The sequence below is a fragment of the Cohnella sp. WQ 127256 genome, from assembly GCF_024519285.1.
In the GTDB taxonomy this organism is placed as follows: Bacteria; Bacillota; Bacilli; order Paenibacillales; family Paenibacillaceae; genus Cohnella.
In genome coordinates this window covers 922,023-945,935 of record NZ_JAMZCY010000001.1, presented here as the reverse complement: position 1 = coordinate 945,935, position 23,913 = coordinate 922,023, and the positions used below count along the sequence as shown (strand labels likewise).

General features: G+C 42.1%; 29 protein-coding genes and 1 pseudogene. 9 read left to right on the top strand and 21 right to left on the bottom strand.

Going from position 1 to position 23,913, the window contains the following annotated elements; genetic code table 11:
- Window positions 1-104: 104 nt before the first annotated feature.
- The gene (locus M1K58_RS04035; protein WP_256757380.1) at window positions 105-1,010 is read left to right on the top strand and encodes a LysR family transcriptional regulator; all 906 of its coding nucleotides are present in this window, start codon (window positions 105-107) and stop codon (window positions 1,008-1,010) included.
- Here M1K58_RS04035 and M1K58_RS04030 read toward each other — a convergent pair.
- Window positions 1,007-1,804, bottom strand: a complete 798-nt coding sequence (locus M1K58_RS04030; protein ID WP_256757379.1) for a carbon-nitrogen family hydrolase — start codon at window positions 1,802-1,804, stop codon at window positions 1,007-1,009. The genes M1K58_RS04035 and M1K58_RS04030 overlap by 4 nt on opposite strands.
- Window positions 1,805-2,011: 207 nt before the next feature.
- Between M1K58_RS04030 and M1K58_RS04025 the strand changes: the two genes are divergently transcribed.
- From M1K58_RS04025 to mtnB, 7 genes are all read left to right on the top strand, one after another.
- Window positions 2,012-3,187: a pyridoxal phosphate-dependent aminotransferase gene (locus M1K58_RS04025; RefSeq protein WP_256757378.1), complete on the top strand. Its 1,176-nt coding sequence runs from the start codon at window positions 2,012-2,014 to the stop codon at window positions 3,185-3,187.
- Between the two features lie 364 nt (window positions 3,188-3,551).
- Window positions 3,552-4,679 (top strand): glutamate 5-kinase, encoded by a 1,128-nt coding sequence (proB, locus tag M1K58_RS04020; protein ID WP_256757377.1) that lies wholly within the window; start codon window positions 3,552-3,554, stop codon window positions 4,677-4,679.
- Window positions 4,672-5,919, top strand: a complete 1,248-nt coding sequence (locus M1K58_RS04015) for a glutamate-5-semialdehyde dehydrogenase (RefSeq protein WP_256757376.1) — start codon at window positions 4,672-4,674, stop codon at window positions 5,917-5,919. Before proB ends, M1K58_RS04015 begins: the two co-directional genes overlap by 8 nt.
- 13 nt (window positions 5,920-5,932) lie before the next feature.
- On the top strand, window positions 5,933-6,817 hold the full coding sequence (proC, locus tag M1K58_RS04010) for a pyrroline-5-carboxylate reductase (RefSeq protein ID WP_256757375.1): 885 nt from the start codon (window positions 5,933-5,935) through the stop codon (window positions 6,815-6,817).
- A 49-nt stretch (window positions 6,818-6,866) separates the two neighbouring features.
- Window positions 6,867-8,096, top strand: coding sequence for a 2,3-diketo-5-methylthiopentyl-1-phosphate enolase (locus M1K58_RS04005; RefSeq protein ID WP_256757374.1), 1,230 nt, complete (start codon window positions 6,867-6,869; stop codon window positions 8,094-8,096).
- Window positions 8,093-8,782, top strand: coding sequence for a 2-hydroxy-3-keto-5-methylthiopentenyl-1-phosphate phosphatase (locus tag M1K58_RS04000; RefSeq protein ID WP_256757373.1), 690 nt, complete (start codon window positions 8,093-8,095; stop codon window positions 8,780-8,782). Before M1K58_RS04005 ends, M1K58_RS04000 begins: the two co-directional genes overlap by 4 nt.
- Window positions 8,779-9,429 carry a methylthioribulose 1-phosphate dehydratase gene (mtnB, locus tag M1K58_RS03995; protein WP_256757372.1) on the top strand — a complete coding sequence of 217 codons (651 nt, stop codon included), beginning with the start codon at window positions 8,779-8,781 and terminating at the stop codon, window positions 9,427-9,429. Before M1K58_RS04000 ends, mtnB begins: the two co-directional genes overlap by 4 nt.
- A 168-nt stretch (window positions 9,430-9,597) precedes the next feature.
- Here mtnB and M1K58_RS03990 read toward each other — a convergent pair whose 3' ends face one another.
- The 8 genes from M1K58_RS03990 to M1K58_RS03955 all read right to left on the bottom strand — a co-directional run bounded on the left by M1K58_RS03990 (window position 9,598) and on the right by M1K58_RS03955 (window position 13,931).
- Window positions 9,598-10,050, bottom strand: coding sequence for an NUDIX hydrolase (locus M1K58_RS03990; RefSeq protein WP_256757371.1), 453 nt, complete (start codon window positions 10,048-10,050; stop codon window positions 9,598-9,600).
- An 11-nt stretch (window positions 10,051-10,061) separates the two neighbouring features.
- On the bottom strand, window positions 10,062-10,586 hold the full coding sequence (locus M1K58_RS03985; protein WP_256757370.1) for a YfiT family bacillithiol transferase: 525 nt from the start codon (window positions 10,584-10,586) through the stop codon (window positions 10,062-10,064).
- A 3-nt stretch (window positions 10,587-10,589) separates the two neighbouring features.
- A complete protein-coding gene (locus M1K58_RS03980) occupies window positions 10,590-11,144 on the bottom strand; it encodes a GNAT family N-acetyltransferase (protein WP_256757369.1) in 555 nt (184 codons plus the stop codon).
- 20 nt (window positions 11,145-11,164) lie between these two features.
- Complete coding sequence (locus M1K58_RS03975; protein WP_256757368.1) at window positions 11,165-11,719, bottom strand: GNAT family N-acetyltransferase; 555 nt, start codon at window positions 11,717-11,719, stop codon at window positions 11,165-11,167.
- A 19-nt stretch (window positions 11,720-11,738) separates the two neighbouring features.
- Window positions 11,739-12,191, bottom strand: coding sequence for a VOC family protein (locus tag M1K58_RS03970; protein ID WP_256757367.1), 453 nt, complete (start codon window positions 12,189-12,191; stop codon window positions 11,739-11,741).
- 39 nt (window positions 12,192-12,230) lie between these two features.
- Window positions 12,231-12,842 carry a LysE/ArgO family amino acid transporter gene (locus tag M1K58_RS03965; protein WP_256757366.1) on the bottom strand — a complete coding sequence of 204 codons (612 nt, stop codon included), beginning with the start codon at window positions 12,840-12,842 and terminating at the stop codon, window positions 12,231-12,233.
- Between the two features lie 44 nt (window positions 12,843-12,886).
- Window positions 12,887-13,393 (bottom strand): hypothetical protein, encoded by a 507-nt coding sequence (locus M1K58_RS03960; RefSeq protein WP_256757365.1) that lies wholly within the window; start codon window positions 13,391-13,393, stop codon window positions 12,887-12,889.
- A 103-nt stretch (window positions 13,394-13,496) separates the two neighbouring features.
- On the bottom strand, window positions 13,497-13,931 hold the full coding sequence (locus tag M1K58_RS03955) for a hypothetical protein (RefSeq protein ID WP_256757364.1): 435 nt from the start codon (window positions 13,929-13,931) through the stop codon (window positions 13,497-13,499).
- A 45-nt stretch (window positions 13,932-13,976) separates the two neighbouring features.
- Here M1K58_RS03955 and M1K58_RS29830 point away from each other — a divergent pair.
- Window positions 13,977-14,067: pseudogene (locus M1K58_RS29830) on the top strand (transposase); the annotation flags it as partial.
- A 203-nt stretch (window positions 14,068-14,270) separates the two neighbouring features.
- Here the strand turns inward: M1K58_RS29830 and M1K58_RS03945 are convergent.
- From M1K58_RS03945 to asnS, 12 genes are all read right to left on the bottom strand, one after another.
- Window positions 14,271-14,885 (bottom strand): hypothetical protein, encoded by a 615-nt coding sequence (locus tag M1K58_RS03945; RefSeq protein ID WP_256757363.1) that lies wholly within the window; start codon window positions 14,883-14,885, stop codon window positions 14,271-14,273.
- 8 nt (window positions 14,886-14,893) lie between these two features.
- Window positions 14,894-15,592 (bottom strand): MBL fold metallo-hydrolase, encoded by a 699-nt coding sequence (locus M1K58_RS03940; RefSeq protein ID WP_256757362.1) that lies wholly within the window; start codon window positions 15,590-15,592, stop codon window positions 14,894-14,896.
- A 202-nt stretch (window positions 15,593-15,794) separates the two neighbouring features.
- Window positions 15,795-16,400 carry a hypothetical protein gene (locus M1K58_RS03935; RefSeq protein ID WP_256757361.1) on the bottom strand — a complete coding sequence of 202 codons (606 nt, stop codon included), beginning with the start codon at window positions 16,398-16,400 and terminating at the stop codon, window positions 15,795-15,797.
- 215 nt (window positions 16,401-16,615) lie between these two features.
- Window positions 16,616-17,257: a hypothetical protein gene (locus tag M1K58_RS03930; RefSeq protein ID WP_256757360.1), complete on the bottom strand. Its 642-nt coding sequence runs from the start codon at window positions 17,255-17,257 to the stop codon at window positions 16,616-16,618.
- Window positions 17,258-17,466: 209 nt separating this feature from the next.
- Entirely contained in the window at window positions 17,467-17,889 is a 423-nt protein-coding gene (locus tag M1K58_RS03925; RefSeq protein ID WP_256757359.1) for a hypothetical protein, read from the bottom strand.
- Between the two features lie 202 nt (window positions 17,890-18,091).
- Window positions 18,092-18,859: a nucleotidyltransferase domain-containing protein gene (locus M1K58_RS03920; RefSeq protein ID WP_256757358.1), complete on the bottom strand. Its 768-nt coding sequence runs from the start codon at window positions 18,857-18,859 to the stop codon at window positions 18,092-18,094.
- 221 nt (window positions 18,860-19,080) lie between these two features.
- Complete coding sequence (locus M1K58_RS03915; protein ID WP_256757357.1) at window positions 19,081-19,650, bottom strand: hypothetical protein; 570 nt, start codon at window positions 19,648-19,650, stop codon at window positions 19,081-19,083.
- A gap of 190 nt (window positions 19,651-19,840) precedes the next feature.
- Complete coding sequence (locus M1K58_RS03910) at window positions 19,841-20,278, bottom strand: hypothetical protein (RefSeq protein ID WP_256757356.1); 438 nt, start codon at window positions 20,276-20,278, stop codon at window positions 19,841-19,843.
- 277 nt (window positions 20,279-20,555) lie between these two features.
- The gene (locus M1K58_RS03905) at window positions 20,556-20,975 is read right to left on the bottom strand and encodes a hypothetical protein (protein ID WP_256757355.1); all 420 of its coding nucleotides are present in this window, start codon (window positions 20,973-20,975) and stop codon (window positions 20,556-20,558) included.
- Window positions 20,976-21,348: 373 nt separating this feature from the next.
- Window positions 21,349-21,807, bottom strand: a complete 459-nt coding sequence (locus M1K58_RS03900) for a GNAT family N-acetyltransferase (protein WP_256757354.1) — start codon at window positions 21,805-21,807, stop codon at window positions 21,349-21,351.
- A gap of 24 nt (window positions 21,808-21,831) precedes the next feature.
- Window positions 21,832-22,542 (bottom strand): DnaD domain-containing protein, encoded by a 711-nt coding sequence (locus tag M1K58_RS03895; protein WP_256757353.1) that lies wholly within the window; start codon window positions 22,540-22,542, stop codon window positions 21,832-21,834.
- Between the two features lie 54 nt (window positions 22,543-22,596).
- Window positions 22,597-23,889: an asparagine--tRNA ligase gene (gene asnS / locus M1K58_RS03890; RefSeq protein WP_256758227.1), complete on the bottom strand. Its 1,293-nt coding sequence runs from the start codon at window positions 23,887-23,889 to the stop codon at window positions 22,597-22,599.
- Window positions 23,890-23,913: the final 24 nt, after the last annotated feature.

The window sequence follows — 23,913 nt, the reverse complement described above, 5'->3', positions numbered from 1 at the left end:
TTCTATTAACTTTCATTCATCTTAACATGTACTCTTTCATTGTTCCAAGATATAATATCTATAAGGTTAATAGTTCAAAACTATGAAGAGAGGTTGGTATTCACATGGAATTTCGCCAACTATTATATACGATACAAATTGCAACCGAGAGAAACTTCTCGCGCGCTGCCGAGAAGCTGCATATCGCACAGCCGTCTCTTAGCCAGCAGCTCGCTAAGCTTGAGAAAGAGTTAGGAGTGCTACTATTTAAGAGAAGTACGAATTCCGTTGAGCTTACGTACGCGGGTTCTGTCTTCGTGGAGAAAGCCCAGCAAATCGTGGATATGACCGACCAGCTCCGCAGGGAAATGGAGGATATTGCCGATATGCGTAAAGGACGCTTGGTCGTCGGAAGCTTACCTATGACCGGCTCCCACGTCCTTCCACATGTTCTCCCTGTCTTCCGTGAGTCTTATCCCAATATCGAAATTGTACTTATAGAAGAATCCACTAAGCGATTAGAGCAGTTGACCGCAAACGGAGGTACGGATGTCAGCCTATTGTCGCTTCCACTCATTGAGCCATCACTCGCCTATTTGCCGCTTATCGAAGAAGGAATCTGCCTTGCTGTCCCGCCCGATCACGAGCTCGCGGATCCGAAATACAAGGATACCATCATCCCTATCTCTCGGTTACAGGAGGAACCGTTCATTCTATTAAAGAAGGGACAGGGCTTCAGAGCGATTGCTCATGATATTTGCCAATCCGCCGGTTACGATCCGCGAGTCGTGTTCGAAAGTGGGAATATCGAGACTGTACAATCCCTTGTCGCCGCTGGAATGGGCATTGCCTTCTTACCGAAAATGGTCACTCGTAACGATTGGCAAGGCCGCGCTCCCGTTTATTTAACCTTGGAAGGAAACCCGACTAGAAAGTTAGTCATTGCCTATCGCAAAGGACGGTACCTGTCTAATGCCGCAGAGGCTTTCATCTCTACGTTTCGTGAGATCATCGAGAAGATTGGCGTTTAATCGTATAGGTGAGGTCTGCGATCCGCAAACACAGGGATGCGGCCTCTCACTTCATCGACTAGCGGAAGAGAAACTTCCGCTACGAGAATCGTTTCCTCTTCCCCAGCCTCCACCAGCACTTCACCCCAAGGATCGATAACCATAGAATGTCCGAAGAAGCTTGAACCCCCGCTCTCTCCGACGGTATTACAAGACACTACATACATTTGATTCTCAATTGCCCGGGCTTGTAGCAGTGTCCGCCAATGATGCAAACGAGGATGTGGCCACTCCGCGGGAACGAATAAGATTTGGGCGCCATCAAGCGCTAGCTTGCGGGCAAGCTCAGGGAACCGAATGTCATAGCAAATCATAACCGCCGCTGGAACCCCATTCAGATCAAAGATACCGGGCACATCGCCCGCTTCCAAATACAAATGCTCATTCATCAATTGGAAGAGATGGATTTTGCTATACTCGGCAATTTCTGCTCCTGTCCGATCAAAGATATGTACGGTGTTCGTAACCACTTCTCCACGCAATTGCGCAATAGAGCCTGCAAGGACTGCAATCCCCTGCTCTCGACAAAATGCGGATATAACGGACTTCGTACGTTCACCATCTGGGTCCGCGAGGGTTTGAATTTCCGTCAGGGCATAACCCGTGTTCCACATTTCTGGCAGGACAAGCAGATCAGGCTTTGGCTCAAGAGCCGCTGCCTCAGCTAACTTAGCTTCCATTTTCGCAAAATTGGCTTCTGGATTTCCAGCCTCTATATTCATTTGAATGAGTGCAATACGTAATGGGGTTGTCATAATGATCCACTCCTATGCGTCACATAACATGCTATATATCGTACTTCATCGCACCTTTTCCGGCAACAAAAGGCTTGCAGCTCATTATTCCTACCTATTTACCCTGTTTATTTTCAAAACATACGTCCAATCCGTTGCCGAGTCTGTTTCATTATGCTACATTCATCCTATCCTAATTTTACGTATGATGGAGCGTGAACGATTCGCATGTCTTTTAATATAACTCCGGCTAAGCGGTTGCAATCTTTACCTGAACAATTTTTCGCTAAACTCGTCGCTAAAGCCAATGCGCGTATAGCCATGGGCCACGATGTTATCAATCTTGGACAAGGCAATCCGGATCTACCAACGCCTCCAGCGATTGTAGAAAGACTTAAACAGGCCGCAGAAAATCCGCTTTATCACAAATATCCACCCTTTCGTGGATTCCCTTTCCTGAAAAAAGCTGTAGCACAGCGTTATAAAGAAGATTATGGCGTCGAATTGAATCCAGATACGGAAGTGGCCGTCTTATTCGGTGGAAAATCGGGTTTAATCGAGATTAGTCAAGTGTTACTGAATCCTGGTGATGTGTGTCTCGTTCCAGACCCTGGTTATCCAGATTATTGGTCAGGTGTTGCACTTGCTGGTGCAGAGATGACTTTCATGTCTCTGAAGGAAGAGAACGATTTTCTTCCCGATTATGCAGCTATTACATCGGATGAGCTTAGTCGCGCTAAGCTCATGTTCTTGAACTATCCGAACAATCCAACTGCTGCGACTGCGACATCTGAGTTTTACGAGCAAACCGTTGCTTTCGCTAAAGAGAATGGGATTGTTGTCGCCAGTGACTTCGCATACGGTGCCATTGGATTTGATGGCAAGCATCCGATCAGCTTCATGGAAACCGAAGGTGCCAAAGATGTTGGTGTCGAGTTCTACACATTGTCCAAATCCTATAACATGGCCGGATGGCGCGTTGGCTTCGCGATCGGTAATCCGCAAATCATTGAAATGATTAACTTGATTCAGGACCATATGTATTGCAGCTTATTTGGTGGAATTCAAGAAGCGGCGGCAGAAGCACTTACGGGCTCCCAGCAATCCGTGTATGATCTCGTGGCTACTTATGAAAGCAGACGCAATGCCCTTTATGACGCGCTGGACGAGATTGGCTGGAAAGCGGACAAGCCTGCAGGCTCCTTCTTCTGCTGGCTTCCTGTTCCCGAGGGATATACTTCCATGTCCTTCGCGGATCTACTACTAGAGCAAGCTGATGTCGTCGTTGCGCCAGGCTCCGGCTTCGGAACGAGTGGTGAAGGGTATGTTCGACTCGGCTTACTGACTACCGAAGATAGGTTACGCGAGGTCGCGGCACGAATAGGTCGATTAGGACTGTTCTAAAGATGCATTTACACGTATTTCATTCCTTTACAAGCCTTTTGACGCATGGTATTCTTAGGATAATTCGACGCCGATCAGATTTGATTCGGCGCAACCATATGAACGCAATGACGGGAAACGAAGCGGATTCGGACATGACCAGAGAGTAAATTTCCAGGCTGAGAGAATTTACCCTGTCCCCCGCCTCCCCTATCCTTGAGCGGACGGTGAAGAGCCGTACAGTTCCTGCTGTTATCAGGACCATGAGCGGACGGATTGCCTATAACCTATAGGCGCCGTCAATTAAGGTGGCACCGCGGAAGTTAATCTCCCGTCCTTTATGAGGGCGGGAGTTTTTTTTATGGCTTGATGGGAGGTTGGACTTATGGCAAAACGGATCGTTGTAAAAATTGGAAGCAGCTCACTTACTTCAGAAGAAGGTGGACTCAATCGCGAGCAGGTACGTTTCTTCGCTGGCGAAATCGCCTCCTTACATGCAAGCGGACATCAAGTTCTGCTCGTTACTTCTGGGGCAATCGCGGCGGGATTCCGTAGACTTGGCTATACAAGTAGACCTAAGCTCGTTCATGAGAAGCAGGCTGCGGCCGCCGTTGGGCAGGCATTACTAATGGAAGCTTATCAGGAGACACTGATCGCCAAAGGAATTACTGCAGCGCAGATTCTGCTTACTCGTCCGGATTTCAGTAATCGTGGACGTGCGCAGAATGCAACTAGAACAATCGATGAATTACTGAAGCAGCATGCCGTTCCTATTATTAACGAGAATGATACTGTCGCAGTCGACGAAATCAAATTCGGAGAAAATGACTCTTTATCCGCATTGGTCGCCAATCTTGTTAAAGCCGACGGATTATACATTCTGACGGATATGGACGGAGTCTACACCGGAGATCCTCGCAAAGTTCCCGATGCCGTTCGCATTGAACGAGTTGAGGTTCTCACTGAGGAATTATATCGAGTTGCAGGTGGCGCTGGGTCATCCGTAGGGACAGGCGGCATGCGCTCCAAGATTGATGCAGCACATATCGCCATGCAAGGTGGTGTTCCACTCTTTGTGGGTCAAGTAACCGAGCCAGGAGATCTACAAGCTGCAGTGAATGGAACGGGTAAAGGTACTTATTTTGCTTCCTCTCTCCATTCAATGTCCGCTAAGAAGCATTGGCTTGGTTTTCTCGCCGTTCCTCAAGGACGAATCATTGTCGATGCTGGTGCAGAGAATGCCTTATTAAACCGTGGGCGTAGCCTACTCCCCGCAGGAATCGTTACTGTCGAAGGTGAATTCCATCCTGGAGAAGTCATTGAGGTCGTGAATGTGGAAGGACGCATTCTTGGTCGGGGAATAACACACTATGCCGCATGGCAGATTATTGCAGTTGCCGGGTTATCAAGTGAAGAGGTTATGAAACGTGTCGAAGTCAACCGTGTAGAAGTTATCCATCGTGATGAATGGGTAAGCACAACAAACCTTAAGGAGGCAATCATTCATGAGTGAAGTTGTAACCAAAGCCAGTGCAGCCAAAGAAGCCGCAACCGTCCTTAATCGATTAACAACAGCTGAGAAAAATGATGCTTTACTTCTAATGGCAGAAGCGTTAATTACCCATCAGGACCAAATCTTAGTTGCTAATGAGGAGGACCTTACCCGCGGTAAGGAACTCGGCACCTCATCTTCCTTATTGGATCGCTTGAAGCTGACGCCAGCAAGATTGAAGGATATCTCTGACGCCGTCAAGCAAATCGTTGAATTACCTGATCCAGTTGGGGATCTTCTTGATTCCGATCACCGTCCTAACGGCCTATTTATTGAGAAGAGACGCGTCCCTCTTGGTGTAATCGGCATCATCTATGAAGCACGGCCTAACGTAACCGTAGATGCCGCGACATTATGTCTCAAGTCAGGTAATGCCGTTGTGCTACGTGGAGGATCTGCAGCTATTTCCTCCAATCGCAGCATTATCGCTGTATTGCGGGATGCGTTATCCGCTTCTGCAATTCCTGCGGATGCGCTACAGCTCATCGAGGATTCCAACCGCAGCTCCGTCGACGAAATGCTCAAGCTTAATGGGCTATTAGACGTTATCATTCCAAGAGGTGGAGCCTCCCTCATTCAAAATGTAGTCATGAATGCAACTGTACCTGTTATCGAAACGGGCGCGGGCGTTTGCCACACTTATATCGATGAGACTGGCGAATATGCAATGGCAGAAGCGATTGCTGTTAATGCTAAAGCGCAGCGCCCTTCCGTATGCAACTCTATGGAAACGTTATTGATTCATGAATCATTTGCCCAGAAGCATCTTAACGCGATTGCGGATAAGTTCCGTAGCATTGACGTTGAGCTTAGAGGGTGTGACCGCACTCGTGAAATGGTATCTTGGGTGAAGGCTGCCAGCGATGAAGATTACGCTACGGAATATAATGATTACATTCTTAACCTTAAAGTTGTAAAAGATCTAGATGAAGCTCTGAAACATATTAGCCGGTTTGGAACGAAGCATTCGGAATGTATTGTCACAGAAAATCAAGATAACGCAAGTCGCTTCCTTCAAGAAATCGATGCGGCTGCCGTGTATCACAATGCTTCTACTCGCTTTACCGACGGATTCGAATTCGGCTTTGGAGCAGAGATCGGGATCAGCACACAGAAATTACATGCGCGTGGTCCTATGGGGCTCCCAGCTTTAACGTCGACCAAATATCGCGTTGTCGGCTCAGGTCAAATCAGATCCTAGGAGTGTGCTAACGATGATTGACAACAACACAACTTCAAACTCTTCACTCGCAGGCGTATCTCTTTGCTTCTACGGTGCCGGTTCTATGGCAGAGGCAATCTTACGAGGCCTAGTAGAAGCTCAGCTTACGAATCCTAAAAATATAACAGTGTTAAACCGACAAAATGCGGACCGCCTCCTCCAGCTAGAACAACAATATGGGGTTGTGCCAGCAACAACAGAGGCGATGAAACATTCAGCCTTAGCATCCTCTGACGTTGTTATTCTTAGCATGAAGCCGAAGGATTCTGCCAACGCCATTAAAGCGTTGCAGCCGTTCCTTCGCCCGGAACAGCTTGTCATCTCTATTATTGCGGGATTATCCATATCCACGATTCATCAGTTGCTTGGTCGCGACCAGCCAGTCGTTCGCACGATGCCTAATACATCGAGCACGATTGGTCTTGGCGCAACAGGTATCAGCTACTCTGAAGCTGTAACTTCAGAGCAACGCGAGCTTTCCCTTGCGATGTTTAACGCCATAGGATTAACAGCTGTTGTTGAAGAGCCGCTAATCGAAGCGGTTAATGGTGTATCTGGAAGCGGCCCGGCTTATGTCTATTACTTAATGGAAGCCATGATCAATGCCGGCGTTCAACTCGGGCTTACCCCCGAGGCCGCTAAGGATCTTACTGTACAAACCGTTCGTGGCGCCGCGGAAATGGTATTCTCTACAGGCGAGAACCCTGGAGAGCTTCGCCGGAAGGTGACTTCTCCGAATGGAACGACTCAAGCTGCGATCGAGACACTGGACGAGTTTTCCTTCCAGGAAGGCATGAACAAAGCAATCGTTCGTTGTGCAGAGAGAGCACGGGAAATGGGCGACGCGATCCGCGCTGAAGCCATCAAAGCTGAATAATGATTAGAGCACATTACTTAGGCTCAAAGATAGAAAGAAGGGTATACACTTGACCGGTTCCTATAGCAATGCGACTTACCGTCTATACGATGATAATGCTGATTTTCAGAAGAAAGCTCAAGGAATTGCGGTTGGACTAACCGTGGGTAGCTGGACTGAATTACCGGAAGCTGCTAAAGAACAAATGCAGAAGCATCTAGGACAAGTTGTTTCTGTGGAAGTCCATGAACCTGAAGGTGTTCAGCCTGGTGAACGTTATGCCGATATTACAATCGCTTATCCAGATGTTAACTTTAGCCGTGATATCCCCGCTTTCCTTGTGACGGCATTCGGTAAGTTATCTATGGATGGTAAAATCAAGCTATTAGATATTGCTCCTTCTGCAGACTTTCTAAGTGCTTTCCCTGGTCCTAAATTCGGTGTGCAGGGCGTTCGTGATTTACTAGGAGTGCATGATCGTCCGCTCGTAATGAGTATTTTCAAATCTGTCATTGGTCATGATATCACCAACCTACGCGAACAGTTTCTTCAGCAAGCGCTTGGTGGAGTAGATCTTATTAAAGATGATGAAATTCTATTCGAGAACCCTCTCACACCACTAGAAGAACGTGTTAAAGCCTGTATGAGTGCAGCGCGCGAGGCGGAGCAAATAACGGGTCAGAAGCTACTTTATTTCACTAACCTAACCGGATCTACCTTCCAGCTAAAAGCAAATGCTAAACGTGCAATTGCTGCAGGTGCTAACGGTTTGTTGTTTAACGTCCTTGCTTATGGCTTCGACGCTCTTGCCGAGCTAGCGGCGGATCCGGAAATTAATGTTCCAATTGCCGCACATCCAGCTATGGCTGGTGCATTATACCCTTCCTTGCATCACGGGATATCTGCACCACTATTACTTGGGAAGCTAATGAGAATTGCCGGAGCGGATCTCTCCCTCTTCCCTTCTCCTTACGGCTCCGTTGTCATGCCTAGAGATGAGAATCTTGCGGTTATGGAAGCCTTGTTAACCCCATCACTTCCGCAAAAGCCATCATTCCCTGTTCCATCTGCGGGCATTCACCCTGGACTAGTTCCTTTGATCATGGGTGACTTCGGACCAGAGGTGGTCGTTAATGCCGGAGGTGGCGTACATGGACATCCTGGAGGATCTGCTGATGGAGGACGTGCTTTCAGACAAGCCGTTGATGCAGTTAAAGCTGGATTGACACTTGAACAATACGCAACAGATCATGAACAATTACGCATTGCCATCGAACGCTGGGGGGTACGCACATCTTGAGCAATACGACATCACAGTTTCCACGTAAACCCGTTCTATTCTGCGACTTCGACGGGACCATCACTCTCGAAGACAACATTGTCGCTTTAATGACTCATTTCAACCCACCAGGCTGTGAAGCCATTATCAAGGATATTATTAGTGAAAAAAAATCCATTAAACAAGGCGTAGGCGATATGTTCGCGCTCCTCCCTTCTTCGCAAAAGGAGGAAATTACTGCCTTTATCGTGAACAATGCAGGGATTCGCCCTGGTTTTCCCGAGTTGCTTGAATGGTGCAAGACGCATGAAGTTCCTTTCTACGTAACAAGCGGAGGAATTGATTTCTTCATCTATCCTTTGTTAGAGCCGTTCGGCATCCCAATGGATCATATTTATTGTAATGGCAGCGACTTTAGCGGTAACAACATCAAGATCACTTGGCCACACCCTTGTGATGACGATTGTAACCATGGCGGCTGCGGGATGTGCAAGACAGCTGTTATTCGCAGGTTCCCTTCGGACAACTTTTACCGCATTCTGATCGGGGATAGCATCACTGATTTTGCTGGGGCTAAGCTTGTTGATCTTGTATTCTCCCGCTCCCACTTAACGGAGAAATGCCAAGAACTAGGTCTTCCGCATATCGCGTTTGAAACCTTCCACGATATTATCCGACATCTCAATCAAGGAGGTCAGCAATCTTGAGTTTTGCTACCATTACTACTGAACAGAAGCAGCATGTGATCAGTGAGCTTTCCACGGTTAAGGCGGATTTCGCAGCTCGGGGATTTTTCCCTGGCACAAGCGGGAACCTGTCCATGCGTGTTGGAGATTATTCGCCGGAGCAGTTCTACTTCGCCGTAACGGCCAGTGGCAAGGATAAATCCAAATCGACGCCGGAGGATTTCCTATTCGTTGATCAGAACGGGAAACCTTGTGAAGCGACAACGCTTAAACCGTCCGCGGAAACCGTCATCCACAACGAGATCTATCGCTTGACGGGCTGCGGCGCTATTTTTCACATCCATTCTATTTTCAACAGCCTTGTTTCGGAATTGTTCTGGGAGCAACGTGCAGTGCCGGTTGAAGGCGTAGAGCTTATCAAAGGCTTGAACATTTGGGAAGAAGAAGCTGTGATCAACATTCCGATATTGTCTAACTTCACCGAAGTTCCACGTATAGTACCCGAGATCGCGGAGCGCATAGCAGACCGCATTCCGGGCATTCTGCTTCGCAAGCACGGTATCTACGCTTGGGGGCGTGATGCTTTCGAAGCCAAACGTCATCTCGAAGCATTCGAATTTTTGTTTGAATACGTGTACCGGTGGGAATTACTCAAGAACCGCAAGTAGTGCTTAGAACCAAAAAGACCACTCTTCGAATTTGCCCCATGGCAGCTCGAGAGTGGTTTTTTAATTCATCCAAATCGGAAAGATTAAGAGCGCTATCGAAATTGTCGTTAAAATTTTTGTCACTTTCCTAACCTAGTCATAATCCGATTATTCCTTTAGTTACTTTATTCACCATAGAATGTATCCAGCTTTCCTTAGAACAAGTTCTGTGAATGGATTTAAATTTGGGATTGGTTCCGCCAATGAAAAATATAGAAGTCCAAGTCCTTCATCATCATTAATGGTTGGTTGGCCCTTTACATCCTTGGCCTCGTAAATTGCCATTACATTATAGACTTCATCACCATGAGGATACTTGTAATACATTTCTTTTCCAGATAAAACAGTAATAAATTTGAATGACTTTGCGCTTAATCCAGCCTCTTCATAAAGCTCGCGTTCTGCCGCTTCTTCTAATGACTCTCCTGGTTCTAACGCTCCACCGATTGTTCCCCAATCGAGACTATCCGTCCGTCTTTGGAGTAATAGATGTCCTGCAGAATTAAATACTAATACACAAGATCCAGCCATAATTAACGGTTTCGTTCCAACAACCTTCCGCAATTCCATAATATATCCCATAGACATCCCCCCTACCAACCCTTACGTTCTATTAATGATTTGATTTGCGAAATATGATGTTGATTATGCCAAACAAACCTTTGCAGAGCAGTATCAAGAGATATCTTGCCTAATACTTGGGTTTTTAATTTTCTATTAAAATCGCCTGGTTTCAACCCATTTAGTAGAATGAGAAAGCGACTGTGGAGCATTTCTAGAAGTAAAATTGAGGTTTTAATCGGGACATCCTTGTAATCGTTAAGTTCCCCCCATAAATCCTCACGATAGGAATCCGACAAAGGTTCATCTTCCGTTAGTGCCCGTTTAAAACGTAAATAAGCGTTCATATCGTTATCCGCTAAATGATGTATGATTTGTTGAATGGTCCATCCATCCGGACGATAGGGAACTTCCAATTGCTCGGAAGTGAGATCCTTCAACATCACTCTAAGAGTATTCACAATATCAGGAATTTGATTTTTGGAAGTTGTTCGCTCTTCAATAGTTGGATTGAGATTCGGAACGAAATGACCCATAGGAAAACGTAAATGTTCCATACCTCAGTTAACCCCCGATTCCACGTCAAACTCAATTAGCCAGCAATCCCTCAATTCTCCTTCATGCATTTCATGTTTCTCAAGGTATTTCTTCTTTTTGAATCCATTTTTCTCATAAACCCTAATTGCTCTTGAATTCCATGCTTGAGGATCCATCACAATTTTGTTGGCACCTTGTTGGTCAACTAGATAGCTAACTATTTCTTGGATTAATCGTGATCCAATTCCTTGGTTCCAATAACTCGGTTCCCCTATGAACTGATCCATACCATAGATCTTGCCTGGGTACTCTTTGTAATCAAAGATTTCTAATTCCTCATCACCAATTAAATAAAACTGAATAAACCCAATATCAACTTCCTTGTATTGAATAATGCACTGGGTTATTCCCTCTCTATCTTCATAAAAATGCTTTATTACGAGCTCCAAATCATGCGGTCTGTCACGACCCTCATAATACTCCAGCACGGTTGGATCCGAGAGCCATTTTACAAGTAATTCTGCGTCTTCGGGCTCTAGTGTTCTAATCGATATTTCATGTTTTTTGATAAAAATCATCGTATATGTCTCCTAATCTCCTATTCCAGCCCCTCATTAAGCAATACCATATGGAAATGGTCTTCCCATTTGCCATTAATCTTTAAATACTTCCTTGCAAGTCCCTCATTCAAAAATCCAAGCTTCTCCACAACTTGAATGGAGGCTGCATTTCTTGGCATGATATTAGCTTCAATTCGGTGCAATTGTAATTGTTTAAAAGCAAAGTCGATCACCTGTGATAATCCTTCTGTCACATAGCCTTTGTTCCGCTCTTCAAGATCTAATCGATATCCAAGATGACAAGATAGGAAGGCTCCCCTTACAATGTTATTTAAAGTAATGGTTCCAATAATTCTATCTGGCTCGTTTATTTTATACATCCAAACTTTAAGTAATTGTCCATTTTCGATATTAAAGTTATCACTTACTAGCATTTCCCTCTGCATTTCTACTGTAAAATAATCGCTTGTTCTACTGATTTCCCACTCTTCTAAAAAAACCTTATTCCGCAATACATAATCAAGTACTTGATCCACTTTAGATTCATCAATAGACTTTAGTATTAATCTTGGGGTGACTATTTCTATGCTCATAGTTAACCTCTTTGTAGGATTAGATTTGTATTTTCACCTGCCGCATGGCACCCAACACAATATTATATTTATCAGGATCCTGAATATAGGCGTTCATAAACTCCCAATTACCGTGAGAGCCAGTAAGCACCTCTATTGCAACACTACCTAGCTTGCTTTGAATCTCTTCCATTATTGAGTCAAAGTCATTCCAGTCCACATGAACAAAGGTATCCCATCCGTATTCAGGGCCTTCCCATTCCGTTGGATAATCTGATCGTTTTTGGGAGGGAGCATTTGGTCGTACATCCTCAGCATTAGCTGCTTGTTGCAAAATAAAAACCATTCCGTCACGTTCCGCATGTCCCCAGTCATCTATCTTACATCCGAGAACATCACGATAAAATAGCTGCGATTTCTTGAGGTCTGTCACCAAGCGTACTTGAATTGTTGTACCGAGTTTAACACCTTTATCGCCTAATTGTTCGTCCATTTCAATTCTCCTTTCGACTATAAACTAGTTAGAGATTCATCATAACGAACTAATCAAGTAAATAGACACGCCCCACATGATGACTGCCGATATTTTATTAATGTAGCCTGTAAAATAGCCTGATTTATCTTTACTCCCCACATAATGCCCTAACAATGCCAGCAGAAAAAACCAAGCCCATGAAATCAAAATGCAAGCACATGTAAAAATGAATTTACTGTACCCTTGATAGTTCAATGAATTGGTTCCGATTACGCCGACCGTGTCTAAAATAGCATGTGGGTTAAGGATGGATATCATTATCGTATAGCTTACGACTTTGCTAGTGTTCATACCGCTGTCTTTAACTTGTTCAGGATTACTCTCTGTTTTTGCCTTCCATGTTATTAAACCCATATAGATCAGAAACAATGAACCAAATACGATTAACACCGTCTTCATCCACAGGAAACTAAATACAATTACCGACACACCTAATACCGCAAACAAAATGAGAAGAGAATCACAAATAGCTGCTGTTATAACTATCGGTAGTACATATCTAAACTTTTTGCTAACTGCTCCTTGTGAAAAGATGAACATGTTCTGAACACCTAAAGGGATTATTAAACCCAAAGAGAGGATAAAACCGTGGAACAACGTTGAAGTCATGTTTTCTCCTTCTATGCCCTTCTCCTCACTCTCCACGGACTAATTTAACTCTCAATTTCTAAAAACTCTTCTTTATTGTTCCTTATATAAGAGTTCATCTCTCGAATTAATTCTTGTACTAAACCTTGATAAGCGTTGAACAAAGGCTTTATCGACTCAAGTAATTCATTATCTGTTTCAAGATCGGAGGGTGATGCATCTTTCCATATCCCTTCAGCAACTTTATTCTTGTTTTCTATTACTCTTTCCGTATGTTCTAATATATTTAATAATTCATGACCCTTGAAAAAGCGAACTCCAGACTTCAAACCATTCCACGCCTTAAGTTCACTTATAAAATAGGTAGAAAACCAATAGAACTCCGAGATGGTATGTACATGATTACTATAAGCATAAAACAAATATAATGCTTTTTGCCCCTCATTTAATTGATTATACACCGCTGATTTCTCGTCCAAATTCTTTCCACGTACTGAAAGTAACATAGGTTCAATACATACCCAGCTAAGATTGTCTTGTTGCAAATCTTCTTCCTTAAGTCTAATAAACATACAATTCTCCTCTCAAAATGTTCATGTACAAATGTATAAGGGTTATGGCTACTAGAGCACCGCTCTAAACTTCTCATCAAATATCAGAAGTTTAAGACCCTCTTCATCCGCTCACTAATTCAAAATTTATCTCTTCACCATTCTTGAATATCTGTATTTTCTCATAATCTTGAGCACTTCCTAATTTGAATATTCTTATGTCTTTTAATCTTTTGTCATGGTAATTATGGGTTCCAAGTTCTTCAATATTAATCATCATGGTTTTATCTGTTAACTTTCCCGTTATAGAATTAAGAAACTTTGCCTCTTCTCCTTGAAGTACATTTGAATACTTAACAATTATAAATTGATTTTCATTTACTGGAGAATAAAGATATAAACCATTACTATCTTGGGTATTGTTTATAAAGGTCTGAACATCTTTGTTCAGTTTTTGTTGTTTTACTTCATCTAATATTGTGTCAACTCCGTTAGTACATCCAATTAAACAGATTACGATTAGTATAATAATGAACGGTAAAGTACTAATTCTCTTCATCGTAACACCTCCAATTCTACTTTCTCCAAAAGACTTCGTAACGGCGGACATATAAAAAGGTTCCCTTCCGTTAAACAGTTGACCGCTTTTGCCGGACTGGATTCATCTGTTTACGAGTCGGGAACCATAAAGGCCGAAATGACATTTCTAATAGGAGTTCACACTACACTTCTAAGGAACATTTTACCATATCCCCACTAGTTCAAGGTAAATTTGTTTAAGGATGTTCTTTTCTGTAAAAATATTCTTTCGAGACTTTTCCCGATCTTAAAATAAATTCGCCTATCCAATAAGAAATATCATAAATTTCTTTGGCTAAATCCTTCGTCAGTTACAATTTTAACTTTTAATCCAGATATTTTTAAAGAGGTTGGATATTGTAATATTCACTTCTCCTGTTTCATTTAATGATACTTCATTTGTTTCATATGCCGTTAACGGAAAAATATAAAATGAAAAGTCATCCCCATCTTTGTAGTTCAAACCACTTATGCCAGATGTAGAACTGGAGTATTTCTTAGATTTATATTCTGCCGTCATTTGTGCTGACATTTCTGAAGTGAATGAATGATCCCCTAATGTAATATGATGTACTCCAGAAATCAGTGTAGCACCTGACAATGAATATTGACCGCTTGATCTAAAACCAATGCTATAGCCCCCTGAGTTTATATTGCCTGAATTGCTAACCCATGCTATATAAATCTTATGATTTCCATCATCGTATAAAACTTTTCCAATATTACTTTTTAGATCTGAAAGATTAATCGAAATAGTATAATTTTCTTGAATTATACGGCCATCTTTATCGCTATAATCCTTTGTGTTATTAACTATATATGACATCCCTTCATTCCATAAACCAAGCAATCCAATTCTCCAAGTTATTGTTATAACAACCCCGACAATTACTATAAAAAACAAAATCATATTTCTTATTTTAATGTTCATCATGTTTACTCCTATATGATCTGAACAATATTTCTTGAAATTTCCTTGTAAGTTTGAAAAATTGTTAAGTCATGATACGGCAATGGAATACATCCCTTATTAAAAGCATCGTTGATAAAAGATTCGTTTTTTTCGGTATTCGAATAGATGCCAATTGGTTTTTTCGTTATCAGATTATCGCACTTGTAGCATTCATCTCCAGTAATTACAAAGTTCTTTTCATTGTGTTCAAAGTAGATTACTGATGATCCGATTGTATGGCCCCCTATGACTTTGAAATTAAATTTATTATCAAATATTATTTCATCTTTAACTGTAACTACATTTTCTTTGAGAAGTCTTTCCTTTACAGATGAGCTCCCATTTTTTAAGGCATGTAGATACTCATCGTAACCAATAACTATTTGTGAGTCAGGAAACAAATCAAGATTATCAATGTGATCAAAATGGCTATGAGTAATAAAAACAACATCAACATGATTAAAGTTAAATATATGCTTAATTTCTTTATCGACATTAAAAAGATCTATGCCCCAATTTTTTGCGATAACGGGGTCACGAAATCCAACATCAAATAATATCGTTTTATTATTATATTTAGTAATGTAGTATGACCATGAGATGCGTATTAAATCTTCAGAAAATACATCACGATAGATATATTTAGAGTTCAAAGAAGATTCGCCGAACTTAACGGCATAGAGTTGCATATTTTTTCACTCCTTTAGTTTTTGCAACTTTTTCAGCTAACGTTCTTGTATTCGCCACGTCCATTCCCCTTAGATATCTCTTATCTTAGGGGAATGGATGTGTCCGGCTGATTCCGCTTCTTCGAAATCCCTCGGCCGGACCGAGGGGCGAATATGGTGTTATATGCTGTCGGGTCTTCCTAGAAATGACCCTCAAGATCAACTACATGATTGGTATTCTAATTATCATATTTGTCTTTTCTGGCCATCCAATACTTACATGACTTAAATGAATTTCCTTGTATTGATTGGTATTAGCTTTATATCCTTGTTCCTCTATGTATTCCTTAATTCTATCTATGGTCTGACTAATTTCATCATATGAACCTGTATGTAATAATTGACCGCATAATCCTTCTGTACTTTGTTCCAAGTAAAGGGGGTGTTCACTACTTCCAAGACAATCAAGCATTGCTATTTTCAGCTCGGACTGAGTAACATAATCCGGAACCCATAAACTAACCTTCATTTCTCTTCCCTGTTCAGTCTGCTTGCCCCACTCTAATTCAAAAGGACTCATAACAAAGTTTTTGTTCTGTTCCTTTACGGTGTATGACCTAATTCTATTGTTACAAACAAAAATCATATTACATTCTTCAATGCTCCTGATGTTATAAAAGTTTCCTCTTAAAATTCCAACTGAGGTTATGTATTTCATAGTTGGGATTTTCAAAATCCTTATTTCTTTACTTTTATTTGATAGCCCATATAAATCCTTGTGCAGCTTCCTAATATCATCTTTTACTGGTTTTTGAGTTATTGAATGCATCGATGAAACCTCCCACTGGTTTGGTTTTGAATGGTTACCCGATTGCATATAACGTTTCCGTGTTCACGACATCCCTCCGCCTTAAGCCACGAAGTGGCGGCCGCGATGCGGTTAGGTTGTGCGGGTGTGTCAGGCTGAATATACCTACGTCTTTTCTACATCGGTCCGGACCGAGTGGCGAAGCCACGAAGCGTGAATATGGTGTTATCAGATATCTATGCCTTCTTTGAAATTGCTGCACATTCCCTAACTGATCTTTCAAGAATTTCAATTACTTCATCAAATTCAAGAATTTCAAGTTCTTGTTCTTTCGCTTCATCCTTTAATTCAAAATCGTTCTCTAAATCATTTATTAATTCTGGTAGAAATCTATAATTGATTTCATCTATATGAATTGTTCTAACCTGCATCGGCTTAATAACTAAGGAATAATGGTCTATTAGTTTTCCATTCAATCTCCAAAAATCTCTATAATATTTTTGTTGAGCTTCCTTCTTTTCTGGCTGAGGCAACCACTTAATCTTCTTGTTATAAATTTCTTCTACCCATATCACATCAGATATCAAATGATAAAAGTATCCTAAGTAAAAAGGATCTTTCATGTGATTGAGGTACTTTTCATGGAATCCAAAGTAATCCGCAAAAAATGTGCCACCAGAATTTGTTCTTACAAAATGGGATTTACTTTTTGGTTCATTCATATTTTTATGAACATCGGGTGCAATACCACCTAAGATGAATTGATCGTCTTCTATTTCTAATTCTTTCGCTAGAAGCTCAGCGATACAGTAGTGCATTACTCTTGATCCCATGTTATTCTCCTTTGCATTGATTTCTGATAACGTTCTTGTATTCACGACGTCCAACTTCCTTAAGCCCGAAGGGCGGCCGCGATGCGGTTAGGGAGTTGGATGTGTCCGGCTGATTACGCTTCCCTGTGTCTGAATTCACTTCAGTCGAATCCTCTTCTGCCTCTGCCGGACCAAAGGGCGAATGCCCCGATGCGTGAATATGGTGTTATCTGAAGGATTGACGCTTCTCCGAGTTACTTACAAAGTCTCTTTATTTATAAGCTCTTTAACCATTCTTCATAGAATTTCTCTTGTCTCATTACATCTACAAATTCAATGTCCTTATCTTGATCAAAGATATTAATAATACCAGCTAAATTACCTTGCTTGCCTTTATTCAATTTATAAGCAGTGTCACCATACCCCATATTTAATTGCATTCTAGAAGGATATACATTAAGGCCTGCCCCGTTACATAATATTTGAATTCCCTTTGGTTCTAGTTTGGATCTTAATTCTAATAGTGCTTCAAAATAGTTCACTTGTATGCATAAGAATTGTTCACCATGAATAGTGAGTTCAATACTAACATGATCTTCTGGGCTTAATACTTCATCATTGAGTGCTATTTCATATGCTTCAATGTGTCCGTTATTTGATATCTCCAGATGTTTGAGTTCAACAGATATGACAAACACCCTCAATCTTTATGTAATTTATGCTATTGTCAATCTTTCAGATAACGTTCCCGTATCCACGACGTCCCACCGACTTAAACGACCAAGGGGAGTGGCCGCGATGCGGTTAGTCGGTGCAGATTTGTCCGCCTAATTCCACTTCCCAGCTTAATCCTCTTCGGGCGGATCGAGGAGCCGAAGGCCCCAAAGCGTGGATATGATGTTAGCCGAAGGAAGTTCTGGAAGCAGCCATTGTATTTAAGGCGTTCTCAAAATAGCTATATACTTCATCCGCAATTCCCAGAAACTCTTCAACAAATACATTACTATCCAAGTAACAAGCATACAGATAATCAACTAAAGCGGAGTCAATCTCGCAATAGTTTAATATGGCATTCTTCATCTTAATAATGTCATCTTGCCATACACCTGTATCTTCTAAAACCAATGAGTATAATGCACGAATTAATCTCTTAGAATAACCTTTAATATATCTAGTTTTCATTGTGTTATCACTAGCATTAGAAAGTAAACTATGTATACGATCTACTTCCTCCTTGGTCTCTGTATTTAAGTCTAAAATGAACTCTGGAGAAATAATTATCGGTGGTACTTTTTCACCAATGTCATGACCATATATGCAAACACAAATTATCTTAACCCAAAAACCCCACTCATTCGGTTTACTTAATACATCGTCAATCGAGCAAATTATCGTATCAATTTTAGTTACTACTGGATATTCTTCCAAAAGCCTGTCTTTAATATTTGACAATCTTTCGTAATCAACATCTTTGGGGTTTACACATACAATAGTAAAGTCTGCATCTGACTTAAAAGGTTTAGCAGTTCCTTTTGGAATCGAGCCACACATATAAATGCTATGAATCTTACCTTTAAATTCGGTAAGTATATTATCTATATACTTATCAACAAAATCCTTATATTCACTTTGTATTACAATTCTATTTATAACTTTTTCTAATATCATATAGATTCCTCCTAAACTAAGAACTTCTTTCGGCTAACGTTTTGTATTCACGACGTTCAACTCCCTTAAGCCCAGAGGGCGGCCGCGACGCGGTTAGGGAGTTGGATGTGTCCGGCTGATTCTGCTTCCCTGTAACCTGAGTTCGCTCCAGTCGAATCCTCCTCAGCCCCTGCCGGACCGAGGGGCAACGCCCCGATGCGTGAATATGGTGTTAGATGAAGTTATTGCCTTCTTCGAATCAGCTTCAGAAAAAACTCCTTATTGAGATCTTTAATCTGATTCCTATAGTCTTCTATTAATTTTGTCTTTTCGATAACATCATTTTGATCTTTAGGATTGTAGTAAAAGCCTAGATCTTCTATTAGACTTTCTAAGCCTATATATTCTCTGGGTATGAAACTGAAATCATAATCCGAAATGTCGTTTAGTGCTAATCTTGCGAGCCGTTCACATCCGGTAATTAAGTCGAACTCATCATTTGACATATTAACTACCAGCCAATAAACAATCTCTTCTTCAATGGCTATCTGATGATTTCGGTATATATTCTTTATTAATTTCTTTAACCTATACTTTGCATCCTTACTATTGAAATCAAAGGAAATTAAATCTATGTAATTATTTTGTAATTCTGTCTCTATGGTTGGAGATGAATATGTCCAGATTTCAAAATCACTTATTGAATATTCATCACAATAAAAAGGGATGAATATGTTTGATACTGAATCCGAAAACAAAAGCATGTTATCACCACTCTTTGCAATAATTTCATCTAACGTTAATGTGTTCACGACGTCCAACTCCCTTAAGCCCGGAGGGCGGCCGCGATGCGGTTAGGGAGTTGGATGTGTCCGGCTGACTACGCTTCCCTGCTACTGCCAATTACTTCTCCGAATCCACTTCGGACTCCTGCCGGACCGAGGCGGCTTGACCGCCGAAGCGTGAACATGGTGTTATCTGAAGTTCCCTGCTCTTGACCTATTAGACTTCATTAATTTTTGAAAAGAATTTAATAATAGATCCCGAAACTTCTATCACATACCAATTTATCGCAATTAGGTAATCCAGATTATTATTGGATATAAAGTACTCCATACCATATGAGTTTTCCATTAGATCACCAATTAATCTAGCATCCTTCACTTCTACAACTGTATTCCTATCACCACTTTCTTGATCAAAGAAAATGAAAGCAGACTCACTGTATAATGACTTAGAGTATGTAAACTCGTATTTCTCCAAAGGGATAGTTATTGAATCTCTTCCAATTGATAAGTGCCCTGTGACTTTATTTGGTTTAAATTTTTCGATTGCTCTTCTAATGAATTTTTTTGAGGCTCTGTCATCCAACACAAATACTTCTATACCTAAATTGCTACTGGTATTAGTTAACTCTTGGGCATTTGGTTTGATAATCATACACTCATCTCCTCATCTCCTTGATAATTGAACAAGGTCTACCCAGCACTAAAGGGAATTTCAGATAACGTTCATGTGTTCACGACGTCCCACCGACTTAAGGCGACAAAGTCGCCGGCTGCGCTTACGCAGTTAGTCGGTGCGGATGTGTCCGGCTGATTCCGCTTCCCTGCTACTGCCCATTACCCCCTGAATCCACTTCTGACTTCTGCCGGACCGAGAGCCGAATGGCTCGATGCGTGAATATGGTGTTATATGTTGCCGGCGACTTCTCGATTTAACTAGCTAAATCTTGTTTGAATACTTTGAAATATGTATTTACATTGTCTTCTGATCCATTCATGATTCTTTTATATATTTTTGCAGGTGGGTATATTTCAGTTTCTCCTATTTTTATTGCAATTGCATTTTTAAATGCATTGCTCATTGCCCATTCTCCGCCTAATTGTTTAATTATTGTTTCCCCTAAATATCCTCCCCAAATCTTTGCCATTTGATTGATTTGTTCTTCAGATGGTCCTTTAGTGAAGATTTTTTTGAATCCCTTAGGGATACCTTGATGATATTTTTCGAGAATCTGATCTAATTTAGTTAAGCTCTCTTCGGAAAAATTCAATTCAATATTTAACTGGTTTGCGAGATCTAAAGCATCTTCTGCATACGCACGCATCATATCAGCAACTGTATATTGCGTCATACTCATCATCCTTTTAGTTAAATTGTTTGGTTTGTATAGCTCTTCGCCGGTTTCATATAACTTCTCTTCTGCGAACTTCACAAATACCAGTACTAATGTGATGTTTGTGTAGTTCAAAAATACTAGATTCAATACAGAATTACTGAACTACACCACGAATAAATGATCTAATAATGACCAGTTGCTACTTATAAGGATGAGCAATAATCAATATCTTTCCCCAGCATAAATTCCACCCCTATCCACCACCCTCTCATTCTATCAACAAATCCTAGAATATGGAAAACAAAAAAGAGACTCCCCATCACTCAGATGGAAAATCCTCATATTTTTACCTAGTCTCATTAATCTCCTAAACACCCCAGCTTACAACTCACAAATCCATTCTAAGCCGGATCATATCCTTAACCTGGATACCGTCCTCAAATATCTCTGCCTCATAATTCCGAATGAAAAAATCAATATCTACTGCAAATATCCTAAAGCCGCATTTCTGGTATAGCTTGAGCTGCATAAAGCTTGAATTCCCTGTGCCAATCTCAAGCGTTCTCGCATCCATCCTCTTCGCTTCTTCAATTGCTCTTGCAATTAGTGTCTGTCCAATACCTTGTCCTTGATAGTGTTCCTTCACTGCGATGTTCACAATCTCGACGGTTTGAGGGTGTGTACGGATTAGAACAAATTCACCTACGGGTTCATCCCCGCTATAAGCAACAAAACAATCGCCTCTTTTGATGTATTCCTCAACCAATCTTCTGGAAGGATCCGCTAGCAATAAGAGTTCGTATGGAGCCTCTAAAGGGTTAAGTAGCGGTTTGATGTTAAGGCTCATGAACTCACCTACATTGGACCGGATCTATCGACCGGCGCGGAATTTCTGTGCATGTTGGCGGGCTTCCTCGACGTTAGTTACGCGATTGCGGCTCCACTCTAAAAGAATACGGTCAATGTAACGGAAATGAAGCTTACCAGCAAACACGGATTCCTTAAGCGCGAATCGGATGAGCTCCTCGGCATATTGATCTTGATCCAACCAACCGTTAATCGTCTCATATTCCATTGGCGTTAGCGGACGACCAAATTCCTGTTCGAACAGAATAAACAAATTATGAGTGCCTGCAGCATTCAACACCGGAGCAATTCGTGGAGGCTCGGGAGAGTACTGTTGATCATCGTCTTGTGTGTTACCGCTTCGAGTTGGCAGCTCACCTGCGGCGAGCAATTCCCCAATCTTCTGAAACAGACCGGATAAATTGTATTTCTCAGACTGTACACCCGTCTGAGGATCGAACACTTCATCAATGGTAATAAAGCTAAGCTTCAACAGCTTCTGTAGAGTTTGCCCCACTATCACTGGTGAACATCCAAGTCTCTCCTGAAGCTGCTCGATCGTTGGAAATTCATTCTGCTCCAGCTGGCGATAAGCAATAAGATGAAGCAACAGCATTCCCTCTGTATCGTTAAGCTTGAGTGCTCGATAAGTTCGAAGTAATGCGTAAGGAATACTGACGGAGCCATCCATGAACGCCTCCGCCATTCCTCTAGCCAGTGAATTACGATCATTCATTCCTTGAATTCACCTGCTTTCTTTCCCCAATAAATAATCCAATTAACACTAACTCTACGGATATAATCGATATAGTGTACGCGGAAACGCAATTGTCTCACGTACATGATCTAACCCGCAAATCCATGCAACAGCCCGCTCCAAACCTAAGCCAAAACCAGAATGCGGCACTGTACCATATCTACGTAAGTCCATATACCAGCCATAGGCTTCCTCGGATAGCTCGTGCTCCGCGAAACGCTGCTCCAGTAATTCTGGATCATCGATCCTTTGTGATCCCCCAATGATCTCCCCATAGCCTTCAGGAGCAATCATGTCCGCACACAGAACGACCTCTGGACGATTCGGATCAGGCTTCATATAGAAAGCCTTAAAGCTCGCTGGGTAGTGAGTGATGAATACAGGACGGTCGAATTTCTCGGCAATCGCTGTTTCATGCGGCGCACCAAAATCTTCGCCCCACGGTAGCTCCATCCCGATCTCCTTCAGCAAGTCGAGCGCCTTATCGTAAGTGATACGTGGGAAGGGTGGCATCACGCTCTCCAATGCGGATATATCGCGCTCCAGCACCGTCAGCTCAGCTTTGCAATTACTCAGCACCTGACCAACGATATGGGCAATAAACTGCTCCTGAACATTCAGGTTCTCCTCATGATCAACGAAAGCCATCTCCGGCTCGATCATCCAGAATTCGATTAAGTGACGACGGGTTTTGGATTTCTCCGCCCGAAACGTAGGCCCGAAGGAATAGACTTTACCGAGCGCCATTGCGGCCGCTTCCATATAAAGCTGACCACTCTGTGTCAGATACGCATCCTCATCAAAATATTTGGTATGGAACAAGTTCGTTGTTCCCTCACACGAGGATGGCGTTAATACCGGTGGATCGACAAGCGTAAAGTTTCGTTCATCGAAAAAGCCCTGAATAGCAGATATTATTTCCGCCCGAATGCGTAGGATTGCACGCTGCCGAGGAGCTCGAAGCCACAGATGGCGATGATCCATTAGAAAGTCAACGCCATGCTCCTTCGGGGTGATCGGATAATCCTTGACGATTTGGATAATTTCGATACCCGTAACGGCTAACTCGAACCCGGACGCGCTACGAGTATCCTCACGCACGATACCTGTCACATAGAAGGAGCTCTCTTGAGTGAGTTGGCTTGCACTTTCCCAGACGGATTCATCCACCTCCGCCTTGACAAGCACGCCTTGGATATACCCCATTCCGTCTCTAATTTGCAGAAACTGAATTTTCCCACTTGAGCGCTTACGATTGAGCCAGCCTCCGAAGGTGACCGATTGACCGACATAATTCCCGATTGTAGCCAAATCTACCTTACTCATTGCCATACCCAACATACCCCTCTC